At 34.6% G+C, this 16,116-nt stretch carries 20 protein-coding genes and 2 pseudogenes; 16 read left to right on the top strand and 6 right to left on the bottom strand.

Going from position 1 to position 16,116, the window contains the following annotated elements; translation table 11 throughout:
* Positions 1-695: 695 nt before the first annotated feature.
* The 5 genes from ATN92_RS12360 (at position 696) to arsC (ending at position 4,093) form a co-directional block, all read left to right on the top strand.
* Complete coding sequence (locus ATN92_RS12360) at positions 696-1,631, top strand: replication initiation protein (RefSeq protein WP_087721309.1); 936 nt, start codon at positions 696-698, stop codon at positions 1,629-1,631.
* Positions 1,624-2,154: a DUF536 domain-containing protein gene (locus ATN92_RS12355; protein ID WP_024526981.1), complete on the top strand. Its 531-nt coding sequence runs from the start codon at positions 1,624-1,626 to the stop codon at positions 2,152-2,154. Before ATN92_RS12360 ends, ATN92_RS12355 begins: the two co-directional genes overlap by 8 nt.
* A 105-nt stretch (positions 2,155-2,259) precedes the next feature.
* Positions 2,260-2,577 carry an ArsR/SmtB family transcription factor gene (locus tag ATN92_RS12350; RefSeq protein ID WP_012391388.1) on the top strand — a complete coding sequence of 106 codons (318 nt, stop codon included), beginning with the start codon at positions 2,260-2,262 and terminating at the stop codon, positions 2,575-2,577.
* Between the two features lie 50 nt (positions 2,578-2,627).
* Complete coding sequence (gene arsB, locus ATN92_RS12345; RefSeq protein WP_054644019.1) at positions 2,628-3,665, top strand: ACR3 family arsenite efflux transporter; 1,038 nt, start codon at positions 2,628-2,630, stop codon at positions 3,663-3,665.
* An 11-nt stretch (positions 3,666-3,676) separates the two neighbouring features.
* Positions 3,677-4,093, top strand: a complete 417-nt coding sequence (gene arsC / locus ATN92_RS12340; protein ID WP_024526977.1) for an arsenate reductase (thioredoxin) — start codon at positions 3,677-3,679, stop codon at positions 4,091-4,093.
* A gap of 117 nt (positions 4,094-4,210) precedes the next feature.
* Here the strand turns inward: arsC and ATN92_RS12335 are convergent, their stop codons facing one another.
* Positions 4,211-4,513 carry a type II toxin-antitoxin system YafQ family toxin gene (locus ATN92_RS12335; protein WP_005917927.1) on the bottom strand — a complete coding sequence of 101 codons (303 nt, stop codon included), beginning with the start codon at positions 4,511-4,513 and terminating at the stop codon, positions 4,211-4,213.
* Positions 4,503-4,781, bottom strand: a complete 279-nt coding sequence (locus ATN92_RS12330) for a plasmid mobilization protein (protein WP_003625288.1) — start codon at positions 4,779-4,781, stop codon at positions 4,503-4,505. The genes ATN92_RS12335 and ATN92_RS12330 overlap by 11 nt, the downstream gene beginning before the upstream one ends.
* A 546-nt stretch (positions 4,782-5,327) precedes the next feature.
* Here ATN92_RS12330 and ATN92_RS12325 point away from each other — a divergent pair.
* Positions 5,328-6,713, top strand: coding sequence for a PTS sugar transporter subunit IIC (locus tag ATN92_RS12325; protein WP_056950594.1), 1,386 nt, complete (start codon positions 5,328-5,330; stop codon positions 6,711-6,713).
* A gap of 409 nt (positions 6,714-7,122) precedes the next feature.
* Here the strand turns inward: ATN92_RS12325 and ATN92_RS12320 are convergent.
* Positions 7,123-7,551 (bottom strand): annotated as a pseudogene (locus ATN92_RS12320) (transposase); the annotation flags it as partial.
* Between ATN92_RS12320 and ATN92_RS12315 the strand changes: the two are divergent.
* The 7 genes and pseudogenes from ATN92_RS12315 to ATN92_RS12285 all read left to right on the top strand — a co-directional run.
* Positions 7,544-7,759 (top strand): annotated as a pseudogene (locus ATN92_RS12315) (tyrosine-type recombinase/integrase); the annotation flags it as partial. The pseudogenes ATN92_RS12320 and ATN92_RS12315 overlap by 8 nt on opposite strands.
* 385 nt (positions 7,760-8,144) lie before the next feature.
* On the top strand, positions 8,145-8,357 hold the full coding sequence (locus ATN92_RS12310; RefSeq protein WP_056951279.1) for a hypothetical protein: 213 nt from the start codon (positions 8,145-8,147) through the stop codon (positions 8,355-8,357).
* A gap of 663 nt (positions 8,358-9,020) precedes the next feature.
* Complete coding sequence (locus ATN92_RS12305) at positions 9,021-9,956, top strand: replication initiation protein (RefSeq protein ID WP_003690715.1); 936 nt, start codon at positions 9,021-9,023, stop codon at positions 9,954-9,956.
* Positions 9,949-10,464 (top strand): DUF536 domain-containing protein, encoded by a 516-nt coding sequence (locus ATN92_RS12300; protein WP_056950781.1) that lies wholly within the window; start codon positions 9,949-9,951, stop codon positions 10,462-10,464. The genes ATN92_RS12305 and ATN92_RS12300 overlap by 8 nt, the downstream gene beginning before the upstream one ends.
* Positions 10,465-10,546: 82 nt before the next feature.
* Complete coding sequence (locus ATN92_RS12295) at positions 10,547-11,374, top strand: hypothetical protein (protein WP_056950784.1); 828 nt, start codon at positions 10,547-10,549, stop codon at positions 11,372-11,374.
* Positions 11,375-11,405: 31 nt separating this feature from the next.
* On the top strand, positions 11,406-12,086 hold the full coding sequence (locus ATN92_RS12290; RefSeq protein WP_056950787.1) for a TIR domain-containing protein: 681 nt from the start codon (positions 11,406-11,408) through the stop codon (positions 12,084-12,086).
* A gap of 31 nt (positions 12,087-12,117) precedes the next feature.
* On the top strand, positions 12,118-12,534 hold the full coding sequence (locus ATN92_RS12285; protein ID WP_056950789.1) for a hypothetical protein: 417 nt from the start codon (positions 12,118-12,120) through the stop codon (positions 12,532-12,534).
* 184 nt (positions 12,535-12,718) lie between these two features.
* On the opposite strand, the gene ATN92_RS12280 is transcribed toward ATN92_RS12285, so the two are convergent.
* From ATN92_RS12280 to ATN92_RS12270, 3 genes are read right to left on the bottom strand one after another with little or no spacing between them, the layout of a single operon-like run.
* Positions 12,719-13,507: a hypothetical protein gene (locus ATN92_RS12280; protein ID WP_056950792.1), complete on the bottom strand. Its 789-nt coding sequence runs from the start codon at positions 13,505-13,507 to the stop codon at positions 12,719-12,721.
* A 33-nt stretch (positions 13,508-13,540) separates the two neighbouring features.
* A complete protein-coding gene (locus tag ATN92_RS12275; RefSeq protein WP_010015131.1) occupies positions 13,541-13,825 on the bottom strand; it encodes a helix-turn-helix domain-containing protein in 285 nt (94 codons plus the stop codon).
* Entirely contained in the window at positions 13,822-14,172 is a 351-nt protein-coding gene (locus ATN92_RS12270) for a type II toxin-antitoxin system RelE/ParE family toxin (RefSeq protein WP_011117005.1), read from the bottom strand. Before ATN92_RS12270 ends, ATN92_RS12275 begins: the two co-directional genes overlap by 4 nt.
* A 138-nt stretch (positions 14,173-14,310) precedes the next feature.
* Here ATN92_RS12270 and ATN92_RS12265 point away from each other — a divergent pair, with 138 nt between their 5' ends.
* The 3 genes from ATN92_RS12265 to ATN92_RS12255 all read left to right on the top strand — a co-directional run bounded on the left by ATN92_RS12265 (position 14,311) and on the right by ATN92_RS12255 (position 15,878).
* Complete coding sequence (locus ATN92_RS12265) at positions 14,311-14,898, top strand: site-specific integrase (protein WP_056950795.1); 588 nt, start codon at positions 14,311-14,313, stop codon at positions 14,896-14,898.
* Positions 14,899-14,910: 12 nt separating this feature from the next.
* Complete coding sequence (locus ATN92_RS12260) at positions 14,911-15,276, top strand: hypothetical protein (RefSeq protein ID WP_056950798.1); 366 nt, start codon at positions 14,911-14,913, stop codon at positions 15,274-15,276.
* A gap of 389 nt (positions 15,277-15,665) precedes the next feature.
* Positions 15,666-15,878, top strand: coding sequence for a hypothetical protein (locus ATN92_RS12255; RefSeq protein ID WP_087721311.1), 213 nt, complete (start codon positions 15,666-15,668; stop codon positions 15,876-15,878).
* Positions 15,879-16,116 lie beyond the last annotated feature (238 nt).

Below are 16,116 nucleotides of genomic sequence, written 5' to 3'. Positions count from 1 at the left end.
TTTTATTTTGACTTTGGTATAAATGTATATAAGTAGCCTTAAAATCGCTGAGAACAAAAAATAAGGCCCTTAAAAAGGGACATAGCAGTTAAATCTTTATCAAGTTTTAGAAAAGCTAACTATTTGCTGTCAATGGTAGCGGACGAGCGCAGCGTGGGAGCATAAGGAATTGACAGCTCTAAACCAGTCTTTACACTGAAATGGCGAAAGCCAAAGTTTCTACAAAACTTTGCTTTCCTGCCTAACGGCGAGTGAAAAAGCGGTCAAGCTGGCTCAGCTTGGACGGGGTTCGGGGCGTCAGCGCCCGAATTAATGTGGCTTGCCACACCTTTTAAGCAACGAACAGCGTGAGGCGCAAGGAGCTGTGCGACTGGAGTTTAATGTGAGCCGTTTTTTGGCTCACTCCTTTGTGTTTTTTTGTTTTAGGTTTGTATCTCGTACAGTGGTGCCTCTTATATACCTCTTTTATAAACCTCTTTTAAACCTCTTTTAGACCCCTCTTGAGCCTTACTCTCCCAAGGCTCACAGAAGGTTATCAACGAGGTTTTGTCTGTTTATCAACGAGGTTTTGTCTGTTTATCAACGAGGTTTTGTCTGTTTATCAACGAGGTTTTGTCTGTTTATCAACGAGGTTTTTAATAGTGATCGTTGATAAACAATCGTTGATTTTATATAATAGTTGTGGAGGTGTAATTATGAGCAATGAACTTATAAAATATGATCCAGAACTTAATACTATTCCCTTACGTAAATTCACCCCTATTGAAATGAATCTATTTTTTTCAATTATTTCTCGTATGCGTGATAAAGGGGATCAAACAGTTAGATTTTCTTTTGAACAACTTAAAGACTTGAGCAACTATAAACCAACTGCAAATAATCGCTTTGAAGATGATATTCAAAGAACTTATGAAAAACTAATGGGACTTCATTTTGGAAGACGTAGTAAATCTGGATTAAATAGAGAGATGTTTGTTATGTTTACTAAATTCAGCATTGTTGGTGAAGCTGATTCCCCTTATATAGATGTTGAAGTATATAAAGATGCTTTGCCACTTCTTAATAATTTAGATACATGGGTTAGATATGCTTTAGCGGAATTTAGAGATCTTAGAAGCAGTTACGCCAAAACTGCTTTTAGATTGTTAAAGGGTTTTAGAACAACAGGTTATGCTTTTTTATCAAAAGAAGACTTTTTTGAATTACTCGATATTCCTAAAAGCTATTGGAAAAAGTCAGGAGATATTGATAGGTATGTTATAAAGCCCATCAAAGAAGAGTTAACACCATTATTTAGAGGCCTAGCTATTAGAAAGAAATATGGCAAGGGACGTGGAAAACCAGTAATAGGGTATTCATTTACCTGGAAACCAGAAAAGAAAGGCGCTAATGACTTCTCACAAGGCAAATTACAAGATGAACGACAAAAACTTTTCAATATTCAGCATAATAGTGAACTAACAGAACAGGAAAAATGGCGCGCTACTGATAAAGTTAAAGGATTACCACTAGGATCCACTGAAAAACAAGCATTGGCTGATAAACAGGCTGAACATGATAAAAAAATAAGAGATCAAGCAAGACAAGAAGCACTTGCTGAACTCCGAAAGGGGTTTGGAAATAATGCCTAAAACAATTAGAGAACTTGCTGATGAATTAAAGGTCTCTAAACAAACTATTCAATACCACTACCAAAGACTACCAACAAAGAACCGACAAAAAGATAGTCAAGGTAAAAACGTGATCAGCCTTACAGCTGAAAGGATTATTAGAGGCAAGGTAGCAAAGAACTTGGTAGCAAAGAACCAACAAACAGGTAGCGAAAAAGCGACAAAGACTAGCAAAGAAAATAATGAGCTAATCGCTACTCTAAGAAGAGAAGTAGCAGATTTAAAGTTTCAACGGGACAAACAGCTTGCTACCAAAGATCAGCAAATAAGTAGCAAAGACCGACAAATTAATCATCTAACCAAATTAATAGATCAGCAACAACAACTTCAGTTAACAACTGTGACAGAAAACAAAGAACTAAAAGAACATGTACACAAATTAAGTGACTTGATTGAAATCTCTAATCCAGGCCAAAAACAGCAAGTGAATGACAAAGAAGATAGAACACATAATAATAAAAATTGGTGGCATTTTTGGAAATAGAAGTCAATTGGTAGATTATAAAATTAATCCGAACGGCAATCTTTTTCATTATTCATGTGATACAATATAGATAATCGTCTATGTTTAATGTGGAGGAATTTACTGATGCACTATGAGTATAAAGATTTGGCATCACTTTTAAAGGTGGTTGCTGAACCTAACCGTCTTAAGATTTTAGAAATGCTGTCCTGTGGTGAGATGTGTGGGTGTGATATACTTGCACACTTTAACTTTACACAACCGACTCTATCCCACCATATGAGTATTCTGGAAAAAAGTGGATTAGTTAACGTAAGAAAAGATACTAAGTGGCACTATTATTCTTTAAATTCAAACAAAAAAGAAGGACTGATTAGTGAATTAACACAAATACTATCTAAAACTGACCATTGCATATGTAAGGATTCACATTCAAACTGTTAGCTTTTTTATTTTGCATTATACATAGATAAATATCTATATGGAGGGCTATTATGCGTACTTCTAAAAATTTATCATTCATGGACCGTTATATGACCTTATGGGTATTTTTAGCTATGGCACTGGGAATTATTAGCGGTTTAGCTTTTCCATCGCTCCCTAAAATAATTAATAGTTGGTCTATCGGTACAACATCAATTCCAATAGCAATAGGCTTAATATTAATGCTATATCCACCACTAACCAAAGTTAATTATGGCAAAATGGGTGATGTATTTAAGGACAAAAAGGAACTTGCTTTTTCATTAGTTCAAAATTGGATCGTTGGCCCTATTTTAATGTTTGCTCTTGCTTTTATCTTTCTACACAATTATCCAAACTATATGATTGGTTTAATCATGATCGGTTTAGCACGGTGTATTGCTATGGTTATTGTGTGGAATGAATTAGCGCAGGGTAATAACGATTATGCTGCTGGTCTAGTAGCTTTTAACTCAATTTTTCAGATTTTGCTATATTCCGTTTATGCATACTTCTTTATTAGTGTCTTACCAAAATTCTTTGGGCTACAAACACAGACAATTAATATTACAATGAGTGAAATTGCTAAAAGTGTTTTTATTTATCTTGGTATTCCTTTCATTTTGGGCATTGGTTCTCGTTACTTTATCATTAGCACAAAGGGTAAAGAATGGTTTGAAGATAAATATGTACCAAAAATAAGTAGAATTACTACTTGGGCTTTACTCTTTACAATAGTAGTGATGTTTTCTGTCAAGGGTGCAAAAGTAGTTCAACTACCAATGGACGCAATAAGAATTGCTGTTCCTTTATTACTATATTTTGTCTTAATGTTCTTCATAACCTTTTGGATTGCGAAAAAGACTAAAACTAGTTATTCAATTTCTGCGACACAATCTTTCACCGCTGCAAGTAATAACTTTGAATTAGCTGTTGCAGTAACAGTCGCTATATTTGGCTTGAATTCTGGAGAAGCATTTGCTGCCGTTATTGGCCCAATGGTTGAAGTACCGGTAATGATCTTATTAGTTGATGTAGCACTATGGATTAAAAGAAAATATTATGATTAAGGAGTAACCAAATGAAAAAAATCTATTTTCTCTGTACCGGGAATTCATGTCGAAGCCAAATGGCCGAAGGATACGCAAAAGAACTTTTTCCTTCCGATAAATTTGAAATTAGAAGTGCGGGCGTAGAAAAGCATGGTTTAAACAAAAATGCAGTACAAGTTATGGCAGAAGATGGTGTCGATATTAGTCAGCAGTATTCAAAACTGATTGATTTAAATTACTTCAATTCAGCTAATCTAATTGTCACTTTATGCGGTGATGCACGAGATAAATGTCCAGTTATTCCACCACAAGCTACAAGTATTCATTGGCCATTACCCGACCCTGCAAAAACCACTGGAACAGAAAAAGAAAAACTACAAGCCTTTAGAAAAGTTCGAAACAAAATAAAAGATAATCTATTCGAACTTGTACAAAATTATAAATAGGGTCCATTTTTATAAAATCGCCCCTCGAAAACATTGAAAGAATAGCCCCCAATATCTATAATGTAGATATCGGGGGTTATTTTAATTTATTTTTTTATAAGTGCCCCTAAACTATAGCTATTGATTCAAGATTTCATGGGAGCCAGTTGCAACCAATAACAAAATCAATTCATCATGATCTAGCTGATAAATAACAATCCAGTTGTCATAATTTTTACCATAGTTTCCATATCTGGCAGGGTGAAATTCACGATAGCCACGCCAATTTCCTTTTAATGCATGATCTTTAATCTGTTTCAAAACAAGTACATCTTGTTCAACAATTGCTTCTAAACAAGGCTTCAAGACAGTTATTGGGAAATGTTTTTTGACTAGTTTTTTTAATTCACGTTCAAAAGATTTGGTCTGTTTAATTTGCATCTAGCTTATCGATCCAATCTTCAAAGTCAGTCAATGAACCAATGTTTTTGACCTGCCCTGTTTCTGCTTCTTTTTTAGCGGCTAAGGCTTCCGGAGAATCTAAAAAGCTGACTAATCGAACTTCATTATTGGCCGCTTTAACTAACGATAAGCGTATATACTCAGAAACGGTTAGCCCTTGTTTTGCTAGATTAGCTTTAGCCCGTTCACTAATGTCAGGTGTTACACGAGTTGAAATTGTCTTGTTTTTAATAATAGTATTACTCATTCTAATCCGCCTCCTTTAAGTTTACCATCGTACTACATTATAATATTCGATTTTTAGGTTTTCTGCAACTAAATTAATTTTAAAGTAAAGGAACTAACAGCTTATGCGACAAGTTGTCTTACCCATCAAAGATTCAAACGTTCGTCAACCACCATCGACTAAAGTCGATGGTGGTTGACCAAATGAAACTGGCAAGGGCGGAGTTCAACTTAATCAACGTAAGGGCCAAATTGCACGTGAAGATGTGGCTGAAGTGATTGTTGCAACGTTGCATAATGATCAAACAATTAAGAAAGAGTTTGCAATTAGCGAGGGAAAAACACCTGTCAGTGAGGCAGTTAGCCAGGTCTAATTCTATGTATAAAAATTCATTTGAAACATGTTCCATTTAGGACACATAAGCCCTTTATTTAATGGGACATGTTTTTTATTTGGGGAATAACTTTACAGTAAGACATTTTAAAGCTTATACTGGATTTGTTGAAAGCGCTTTACGTTACATGATCTTCGGCCGAAGATTTTCAATTATTATTTGAGGTGATTTTAATGAATGATTGGATTAACAACAAACTTCTTCCTCCAATTATGAAGTTTGTTAATACCAAAGCAATCACAAGCCTAAAGAATGGTATGTTAGTCAGTTTGCCATTTATTATGAGTGGATCTATATTCTTGCTTTTAAGTGCCTTTCCATTCGCACCAATTGCTAATTGGATGAAAGCAACTGGGTTAATTCCTTACTGGACGCAAGCCTACAACGCTTCTTTTGGAGTGGTAGCAATTTTTGCCGTAGTAGGAATTGCCTATACTTGGGTAAAAGATGATGGTTTTGAACCTTTGCCGGCCGGCATGACGGCTTTGGTAAGTTTCTTCCTAATTATGCGTCCTACGACAGCTGTTATGAATGGTACTAAAACTGTGGTTTCTGCTTCACAGGCACCAACGATGTTAACTGGATTTATTGATCGGACTTGGCTTGGTGGTCAAGGTATGATCGCTGCTATTATTGTTGGATTGTTAACTGGTTGGATTTATTCTTGGTTTATCAAAAATCATGTGACCATCAAATTACCAGATCAAGTTCCACCAGCAGTAGCAGAATCATTTGTGGCCTTGATTCCATCCTTTGTCATTATTACCGGTTGGTTAATCGTTTATATCTTATTTGATGCAACTGCTCATACAACTATGACACAGTGGATTTATCAAACTATTCAGACACCATTACAAGGAATGACAGACTCATTTGGTGGCGTTCTTATTATTTCACTATTGATTCCATTCTTCTGGTTCTTTGGTATTCATGGTGCGGTTATTGTCGGTGGTATCATGGGTCCAATTTTAGGTGCCAATAGTTTATCGAATGCCGCAATTTTTAAGGCACATGGTGTTGTGACAGCCGCAAATGGAGGTCATATTGCCGTTTCATCCTTACTTGATCAATTTGGTACTGTGACTGGTTCCGGTATAACAATTGGATTAGTTTTCTTCATGGCATTCTTTGCCAAGTCAGCTCAGATGAAGAGTATTGGGCGTTTGTCATTCGTACCAGGACTCTTCAATATTAACGAACCCGTTTTGTTCGGAGTTCCAGTTGTTATGAACCCAATTTTAATTTTGCCATTCATGTTTATGCCAGCCATATCAATGGGTTCCACATATTGGTTAATTAAATTAGGTGTTATTCCATACTTTACTGGTGTTCAGGTGCCATGGACCACACCACCAGTTATCTCTGGCTTATTAGTCGGTGGTTGGAAGATGATGATTTGGCAAGCAATTGTCTTAGTACTTTCGTTCTTCGTTTACTGGCCATTTGTACACAAACAAGATCAAATCTTGTATGGACAAGAACAAGTTGCAGCTGATAAAGAAGCACATATTAAAGAAGCTGAAGCTGCTGCCACTACAGAACACGCAACAAGTAATTAATATTTTATGGTTTGTAAAGCTCCCTGTGATGTAATTTTCATGGGGGCTTTTTTAGGTCTTGGGAGTATTTTATTAGTAATAAATTGATAAAATATGTTTCTGAATTAAATACCATTTCCTTGCGGAAGTTTACTTCAATTGAAATAAATTTATTTTCCCATTTATCTCTCATATGTATGATTATGATAATAAAATTAGACCGTTCGATCCTCTTATTATTAACTTCAAAATTTGAGTAACTATAAACCAACTTTAAATATTCGCTTGGAGAAAAATATGCGATAAACTTATGAAAAACTGATGGACTCCTATTTTGATTGCTGAAGTAACTCTGAATTAAATAAAGAATTATTTGTTATGTTTACTAAGTTTCGAATTGCTCCTATGTCAATAAATGGCACATCTTTTTCTAAACACTCGTTCTAATTCTGTCGGAATTAAACCAACTGATGTAATTTGAGGTTCGGATTACCAAGTCCTCAAAATTGGAAAAAGTTGTTTGAAAGGCAAACTCTCTCTTCAACAATGAGTGAAAAGCTTCAATTGGCCCATTATCATAAGGATAACCTTGTTTTGAGTATGAGTGGCTAATCTGATGCCGTTCAAGTAAAGTTTCAACTTCGTTGCTGGTGTACTGTGAACCCATGTCAGAGTGAAAATATTGTGGCTTTTGATGACATTCAAGCGCCTGATTAATCGTTTCTACAACTAACGTCGCCTCCATCTGACGACCAATCTTGAAAGCAAGAACTTGATGAACCTTTGGTTCGTAAATAGAACTGAGATAACCCCAGGTTCCTGGACATAATTCCAAATAAGTAATGTCAGCACGCCATATTACTGAAAAGCAGTTCTACAAAATTATGAGTAAGGTTGACGATCTATTAGGAATTAATTATCTAGGTACTCATACGATGCGCAAAACTGGGGCTTATCGTGTTTACACGCAATCAAATTACAATATTGGCTTAGTCATGCACTTATTAAATCATTCAAGTGAATTAATGACTTTAGCTTATTTAGGCTTAGACCAAGCAAGTACCTAAAGTATGTTAGATCAAATTGATTTTGGGTAAATTAGTTTGATTTTGTTGTCGCCAACGGCGACTTCTGATACAGGTTTTTAATGGGTCTAGCACAACATAGAATTCATTCTATGTGTAAGTGCGCACTGACCTTGTTTCACTCGGTCTTCTGATAACCATAAAATCAATTTTTGTCGTTGTTGAATTGACTGTATTTTTAATTCAATTTATGTTTGCACCTAACTAAGATTGTTATGTTTTAAATATTTAAAAAGTGTTGCGGATTACGCTGTTTTAAGCCAGATTTTTTTAATCGTTCTGTGCAAAGAATCTTTATAAGTTTGGTAACAAATTTTGAATAACGGTACTGTAAAATCTGTAAATCTAAACTGAAATCATTATTTTGATGTCAGGAGTAATTAGGATGGACGAAAAGAAAGTATTAAAACCAATTGATGAAATGCTTGCTGATCCATGGCAAGTTGATATTCAAGAATTGTTTGAAGCTTCTGTCAATGAACCTGACGAGATCAAAAAGAACTTGTATGGTTCCCTGTATACTTATATTTTGCAAAAAAGACAAGAAGATATTATTAATCGCCCAGTCTTTGTAATTTAGGCCTCTAAAAAGTCGCTGAGGGATTTTTATTTTGACTTTGGTATAAATGTATATAAGTAGCCTTAAAATCGCTGAGAACAAAAAATAAGGCCCTTAAAAAGGGACATAGCAGTTAAATCTTTATCAAGTTTTAGAAAAGCTAACTATTTGCTGTCAATGGTAGCGGACGAGCGCAGCGTGGGAGCATAAGGAATTGACAGCTCTAAACCAGTCTTAACACTGAATTGGCGAAAGCCAAAGTTTCTATAAAACTTTGCTTTCCTGCCTAACGGCGAGTGAAAAAGCGGTTAAGCTGGCTCAGCTTGGACGGGGTTCGGGGCGTCAGCGCCCGAATTAATGTGGCTTGCCACACCTTTTTAGGCAACGAACGAAGTGAGGCGCAAGGAGCATAGCGACTGGAATTTAATGTGAGCCGGTTTTTGGCTCACTCCTTTGTATTTTTGTTTTAGATTTTGATCTTGTACAGCGGTGCCTCTTTTATACCTCTTTTATAAACCTCTTTTAAACCTCTTTTAGACCCCTATTGCGCCTTACTCCCCCAAGGCGTACAGAAGTTTATCGACTACATTTTGTCTGTTTATCGACTACATTTTGTCTGTTTATCGACTACATTTATTTACTCCTGTATTCAAATAAGGTAGTATTATTCAAGGAGGTTATTTTATGAGCAATGAATTAGTCAAATATGACCCTGAATTAAATACAATCCCCTTGCGAAGGTTTACTCCTGTAGAAATGAATTTGTTCTTTTCTGTAGTTTCTAGAATGCGTGATAAAGGTGATGATACTGTTAGATTTACCTTTGATCAGTTAAAAGAGTTAAGTGCCTATAAGCCAACCGCAAATAATCGGTTTATTGATGACATACAAAGTACATATCAAAAAATACTAGGTCTTAGATTTGGCTCTCGAAGTAAAGATGGTCTTGATAGAGAGATGTTTGTCATGTTCACTCGATTTGAAATTAAGGGATCTGCAGACGTTCCTTATGTTGATATTCAAATTTATCCCAAAGCGTTGAAACTTCTAAATAATCTCGAAAGTTGGGTTCGTTATGCTTTGACAGAGTTCCGAGATTTAAAGAGTAGTTACGCAAAAACAACTTTTCGTATTCTTAAACAATTCCGAACCACTGGTTATGCTTATTTTTCTAAAAATGATTTCTTTGAACTACTAGATATTCCACAAAGCTATTGGAGTAAGCCTGCGAACGTTGAATCTAGGGTTATTCGCCCAATTAAGGAAGAACTAACCCCTTTGTTTAGAGGCCTAACTATACGAAAAAAATATGGTAAAGGTCGTGGGAAACCAGTGATTGGTTATACTTTTACTTGGAAGCCTGAAAGAAAAGACGCAAACGACTTTTCTCAAGGTAAGTTCCAAGATGAGCGTCAAAAACTTTTTAATATCCAGAATAATGGTGAATTAACAGAACAAGAAAAATGGCGTGCTACCGATAAAGTTAAAGGCCTACCACTAGGCTCAACTGAAAAACAGATTTTAGCCGAACGACAGATTGAGCATGATAAAACAATAAGAGATCAGACAAGACAAGAAATGCTTGCTGAACTCCGAAAGGGGTTTGGAAAACATGCCTAAAACTATTAGAGAACTTGCTGATCAATTGAATGTCTCCAAACAGACTATTCAATATCATTACCAAAGACTACCAGCAAAGAATCGGCAAAAAGATAGTCAGGGTACAAACATGATTAGCCCTAAAGCTGAAAGGATTATCAGAGACAAAGTAGCAAAGCCTTTGGTAGCAAAGAACCAACAAACAGGTAGCAAAAAAGAGACAAAGACTAGCGAAGAAAATAATGAGCTAATCGCTACTCTAAGAAGAGAAGTAGCAGATTTAAAGTCTCAACGTGACAAACAGCTTGCTACCAAAGACCAACAAATAGATCATCTAATAAAACTGATAGATCAGCAACAACAACTTCAATTAACAACTGTAGCAGAAAATAGAGAGCTAAAAGCCCATATTCAAAAAATAAATGGCTTACTTGAAACTTCTAAGTCATCTCAGAAACGACAAAACAATTCTCCAGAAGAGGACATGTATAAAAATAAGCGCAATAAAAACTGGTGGCACTTTTGGTAAAGATTTCTTATATTAGCAAAAATTTTATATAGTTAATTAACTGAATAAATCATATTAGTGATAAAAGAGAGGGGTATATATTTTGTATAAGGGTTTTAACTTAACTTTAAATCGTGCAGATAAAATGGATTTTATGGACATTTCTTCTCAAGATCTTGAATTGTATTCATCAGGTTTACGTAAACTTCGTTCAAATTTATTGGATAGAGTTAGCTCTAATATAGATTTGAAAGATGAAACTGGAATAATAGACGTAACTAAATTAAAAAATAATTGGTTTCCAGAAAACAATTATGATGTTTTCATATCACACTCTCACAATGATGTGTTGATTGCTAAGAGAATAGCGTGTTGGTTAAAAAATGAGTTTGATATTGATGCCTTTATAGATTCAACCGTTTGGGGATACTCAAATGATCTTCTTAAAAAGATTGATGATAATTATTGTGTTTTGTCTAAAAATAAAAAAAATGGCATGATAACTTATGACTATGACAAGCGAAACTATTCAACTAGCCAAGTAAATTTGATATTGTCATCAGCATTGCATGACATGATTGATTCTTGTGAATGTATTATTTTCTTAAACACAGAAAATTCTATTAGTGTTGTTAACACTATTAAAAATAAGACTAATTCTCCATGGATATATGATGAGCTTCAAACTACTAGGCTTATAAATAAAAAAGTACCAGAAAGACTACTATTAGAGACAGAAATTAGACAATCTGATTATATCAATAAGAGTTCTAATGAACTCCCACCTTTCCAGCATGATGTAACTCAAGAACTCACCAAATTATTAAAAATAACGAGAGATGATTTAGTGAATTGGAAACGCCAGTGGAGTTCTATACAAAATAAGGGTAACCGTAAACCGTTAGATCTATTATATTCTCATAGATTATAAAACGGTCGTTATTAAATTGGGGGAAATTGTATTGGGATACAAAGTTTTTGTTTCATACAAATACAAAGATAGTAATGTAGCATCACTAAGTGGATACTATAAAAATACCGTTAGGGATTATGTTGATTACCTGCAAACTACTAAATTTAGTGGCGATGATTTAAACAAGGCCGAAAATGATGACCAAGATCTAAGCGTATTTAAAGATGAAACTATACGTACAAAATTAAAGGAAAAAATATGGGACTCGTCAGTTACTTTAGTTTTGATTTCCCCTAATATGGTTGAACGCTTCAAGCCTGAAAAAGATCAATGGATTCCATGGGAAATTGCTTATTCTTTACGTACACAAACAAGAATAACAACAAGGAGTTTACCCAACGCTATTATTGCAGTTGTTCTTCCTGATGAACTTAATAGTTATGAATATTTTATAACTCATTGGACTTATGAAGAACAAGATAATCCAAAAGAAAAGACAGTAAGAACAATACATACAGATAAAACTTTTCAAGTAATAGCTAAAAACATGTTTAATCAGAAAAATCCTGATATTAAAGAGATTTATGGAAAAACTGTCTATTTTGGTAATAGCTCATATATTACTGCTATCGAGTGGAAAGATTTTATATTAGATGTTGATGGCTGCTTAGACAGAGCTATCTCTTTAAGAAATAGCATTGCTGACTATAATATGTGCAGGAAGCCCTAATAGGCTAATTTATATTTTGGAGGATATATACGTGAAAAACGGTGAAAATAAGCGTTTGCATATTCAAATGATTGAAGACGTTATTAATCGTATGTCATCTAATTCATTTCTTATAAAAGGGTGGTCATTGACGATACTTGGTGGATTAATAACTGTGTATTTAGCTAATATCAATAAATCTATGAGCTACTTAATTTTGTTATTATGTCTCTTTTTTTGCTTAATGTTTTGGGTTAGCGATACTTTTTATCTAAGAGAGGAAAGATATTTCCGAAATCTTTATGATGTTGTAAGGAAAAAAGATGAAAAAGATATTGATTTTTCAATGCAGCCCATTAGATCCGGAGAATCTTTTTTGTGTTGTATGATGAGACCCATATTTTTGATGTCCTACTTACCAATCTTCATAGTAATTATGGGTGCTCTATTATTGTTAAGACATAATTGAAATTCAATTTTTCAAATAATACCAAAATACTTATTGCCATTTTTAGTTAAAAATCATTCAGGGTCTATAATTAACAAATAGCCCCTCAAAAACATTGAAAGAATAACCCCTAATATCTATAATGTAGATATTGGGGGTTATTTATGTGTTTATACAATTTATAGTCCCTTGATAAGGACCCTATTTATATTATTTCTGCTTCAATAATTTTTATATCTTTTTCATAATCTCTTTCTGAATAATTCTGTTCAAATCCCCTTAATAACTCTGAATTTAGTTTCTTAGCTGACATTTCCATTCCAATCATAGTTATACTTCCCGAAGTAACCCCACCAACGACTGGAACAATTTTCGCAATTCCAGAGGCTAGTCCCTTTTTGGTTAGTGTTTTGCTAGCAACTATACTAGTTATTTTTTTTAATAATGGGTACCACAAAGTTTTCATTAAAGGTTTCCCTAATATTTGTTTAGAAGCATACTTTATAGCATTAGAACTTGACACCCGCAACAAAGAAGCTGATCCATTTACTCCAGCCATTGTTCCTAAAAATAATAACAATCCATTTGTTTGAATTTTTCCATCTTCTTCGATCAAATCATCAAAATCATATATATAGGCTAATTGTTGAGCCAATCTGATGGAGTAAACCATGTTTTGAATAATATCGCCAGGTATTGTCCCTGCTATTGCAATTCCCCCGGGAATTCCAGTAAGAAAAGAAATAACAGTAGTATTTCTTACCGTTGCTGTAATTTGTTTTTGTGCAACTTTTTTTCTTTCTTTTAAGGAAATATCTAAGTGCCCATTGATAATATCTGATTCTGTTACTTTAAATACTTTTGCTAAATATTCAGATCTGTTAACATGTGCAACTGGATTTTCAACGACTAATTTTAAGAGTGAGCGAAAATCATTATTTGTGATTGCTTCTAACATTTTATTATTATTTAATGATTGCTTACCTGAATCCATTATTTCTAACTCCTTAGCATTGGTAGTTTTTAATTATATTACCGGCATAAATTGAATGGTTAATCGCTGATTAGTTGCCTGCGCAATCTCAGACAATACCCTAGTCGAAGCATTCATTGATCCATTTTCAATTCTAGCAATGGTTGATTGTGGTTTACCAATTAGACTAGCAAATGCACGTTGACTCATACCCATATTTTCACGGAGATCACGGACTTTAACTGCTACCTCTAAATTGATGTTTTCTTGTTCAACGAGTTTTGCAAAATCAGGATTGTTTTTACTTCTTTCAGTAACATATGCGTCAATTTTACTCATTGTTGGTCCTCCTTGTTAAAATACTTGCTGCGTCGATTCCGAGCAATTTTCTTTTCACTTTCTGGTGTTTTTTGCGTTTTCTTTGTGAATGCATTGGTGATTAAGTACTGAGATCCTTGTACTTGGAAATAGATAGCTCTCTGAATATTTGAAGCTCTCTTAGAACGAATCTCATAGAGATTGTTTTCTAGCTTTTTGACCCATAATTGACGTTCTGCGATGATTAGACCGTTATTTTCAATATTTTGAATGGTCGCAATTAATTTGGCAGCGTCTTTATCAGGTAATTGATCCAAAAATTGTTTAAATTCATTCCAGTCATAATAGTCAAATTCCATTTTTTTCATATTCACATGATAGCTTATTGGCTATCAAAAAGCAAACAAATATGTTATTACACAAATCCTTGGTACAAGCGGAAGTGTGAAATTCATATTTCCGCTTGTACCAAGGGATTACGTCTCCACCAACGAGGTGATTTTTATATGCAACAAATTGTCCTACCAATCAAAGATTCAAATGTACTTAATGATGTTCAAGATACTTTACTCAATAACTTTAAAGCTGGCCGGCGTAACTATACAGTTTTTCAAGTTGGCAAAGCTACGCTACTGCGAGTGAGTGATGTCATGCGCTTAAAACAAACCGATATTTTTAATCCGGACGGTTCTATTAAACAAAATGCGTTCATTCACGACCGAAAAACGGGTAAGCCTAATATCTTGTATCTTAAACCAGTTCAAACAGAGCTCTTATTGTACCGTCAATGGCTACTTAATCATAGACTAGCCTCTGAGTGGCTCTTTCCTTCCATTCAACACCCCGAGCGCCATATCACGGAAAAACAGTTCTACAAAATTATGAGTAAGGTTGGCGATCTGTTAGGAATTAATTATCTGGGTACTCATACGATGCGCAAAACCGGGGCTTATCGAGTCTACACGCAATCAAATTATAATATTGGCTTAGTCATGAATCTGCTCAATCATTCCAGTGAGGCGATGACTTTAGCTTATTTAGGTTTAGACCAGGCCAGTACCGAAACGATGCTGGATCAAATTGATTTTGGTTAGGAGGCTGGCTTTATGGATTTAGATTTTGAAACCAACAAGTATGATCTTTTTGATGATTGGCATCAAAACAAGACTAAACAAGCCTTTACACAAAAGTTGCAACAACAAGCTCAAATTGAAAAAACACAATTACCGCAATTATTGTCGCGTGAAGACTTAAAAATTCGTTGGCAGATGAACTCTCGTCAAAGTGTTCATCAAGTTGCTAATAAGCCTGATTTTCCGCAACCCGTTTTTGCTTTTAATCATGGTAAGACGCCACTTTACTTAGCAACTGAAATTCAAATTTTTGAAATTAATCACCCCTGGGTGATAACTCCTGGTGCTCGTCTTGCTTATAGTCATTGGATCCTTCGTAATGTGATTGATCAATCTTGATATTCAGCTCTAGGTTTTTGAGGGTTTACTCTAGGTTTTTTATAGTTGGCGCTAGCCTTCTAATACAAATAATACCCATCGATGGGGATTAAATCTACCCTTGACACTTGTCAAGGGTGTAAGTGCGCATTGACCTCGTTTCACTCGGTTTACTGATAACTATAAAATCTGTTTTTGCCGTTGTTGAATTGACTGTATTTTTAATTCAATTTATGTTTGCACCTAACTAAGATTGTTATGGTTTAAATATTTAAAAAGTGTTGCAGATCCCACTGTTTTAAGCCAAAATTTTTTAATTGCTTTGTGCAGATAATCTTTATAAGCTTGGTAATAAATTTTGAATAACGGTGCTATAAGATCTGTGAATTTAAACTGAAAGCATTATTTTGATGTTAGGAGTCATTAAGATTGACGAAAAGAAAGTATTAAAGCCAATTGATGAAATGCTTGCTGATCCTTGGCAAGTTGATATTCAAGAATTGTTTGAAGCTTTTGTCAATGAACCTGGCGAGATCAAAAGGAATCTGTATGATTCCCTTGATACTTATTTTTTGCAAAAAAGGCAAGAAGATATTAATAATCGTCCAGGCTTCGTTATTTAGCCCTCTAAGAGCCTGCTGAGGGCTTTTTATTTTTGTTTTGGTATAAATATATATGAATAGTCTTAAAATTGCTAGAAACGAAAAATAAGGCCCTAAAAAACGAACATAGCAGATAAGTTCTTGTTAAGATTCAAAAAAACTAACTGTTTGCTGTCAATGGTAGCGGACGAGCAAAGCGTGGGAGCATAAGGAATTGACAGCTCTAAACCAGTCTTAACACTGAATTGGCGAAAGCCAA

It is taken from the genome of Companilactobacillus bobalius, assembly GCF_009764355.1.
This window is presented reverse-complemented; position numbering and strand designations above follow the sequence as displayed.

Bases quoted from the DNA above. Each gene is read 5' to 3' on its own strand.
- ATN92_RS12310 (WP_056951279.1), top strand. From the start codon at position 8,145: ATGTCAGGAGTAATTAGGATGGACGAAAAGAAAGTATTAAAACCAATT.
- ATN92_RS12255 (WP_087721311.1), top strand. From the start codon at position 15,666: ATGTTAGGAGTCATTAAGATTGACGAAAAGAAAGTATTAAAGCCAATT.
- ATN92_RS12270 (WP_011117005.1), bottom strand. From the start codon at position 14,172: ATGAAAAAAATGGAATTTGACTATTATGACTGGAATGAATTTAAACAA.
- ATN92_RS12360 (WP_087721309.1), top strand. From the start codon at position 696: ATGAGCAATGAACTTATAAAATATGATCCAGAACTTAATACTATTCCC.
- ATN92_RS12350 (WP_012391388.1), top strand. From the start codon at position 2,260: ATGCACTATGAGTATAAAGATTTGGCATCACTTTTAAAGGTGGTTGCT.
- ATN92_RS12265 (WP_056950795.1), top strand. From the start codon at position 14,311: ATGCAACAAATTGTCCTACCAATCAAAGATTCAAATGTACTTAATGAT.
- ATN92_RS12325 (WP_056950594.1), top strand. From the start codon at position 5,328: ATGAATGATTGGATTAACAACAAACTTCTTCCTCCAATTATGAAGTTT.
- ATN92_RS12355 (WP_024526981.1), top strand. From the start codon at position 1,624: ATGCCTAAAACAATTAGAGAACTTGCTGATGAATTAAAGGTCTCTAAA.
- ATN92_RS12305 (WP_003690715.1), top strand. From the start codon at position 9,021: ATGAGCAATGAATTAGTCAAATATGACCCTGAATTAAATACAATCCCC.
- arsC (WP_024526977.1), top strand. From the start codon at position 3,677: ATGAAAAAAATCTATTTTCTCTGTACCGGGAATTCATGTCGAAGCCAA.
- ATN92_RS12335 (WP_005917927.1), bottom strand. From the start codon at position 4,513: ATGCAAATTAAACAGACCAAATCTTTTGAACGTGAATTAAAAAAACTA.
- ATN92_RS12280 (WP_056950792.1), bottom strand. From the start codon at position 13,507: ATGGATTCAGGTAAGCAATCATTAAATAATAATAAAATGTTAGAAGCA.
- ATN92_RS12275 (WP_010015131.1), bottom strand. From the start codon at position 13,825: ATGAGTAAAATTGACGCATATGTTACTGAAAGAAGTAAAAACAATCCT.
- arsB (WP_054644019.1), top strand. From the start codon at position 2,628: ATGCGTACTTCTAAAAATTTATCATTCATGGACCGTTATATGACCTTA.
- ATN92_RS12300 (WP_056950781.1), top strand. From the start codon at position 9,949: ATGCCTAAAACTATTAGAGAACTTGCTGATCAATTGAATGTCTCCAAA.
- ATN92_RS12330 (WP_003625288.1), bottom strand. From the start codon at position 4,781: ATGAGTAATACTATTATTAAAAACAAGACAATTTCAACTCGTGTAACA.
- ATN92_RS12260 (WP_056950798.1), top strand. From the start codon at position 14,911: ATGGATTTAGATTTTGAAACCAACAAGTATGATCTTTTTGATGATTGG.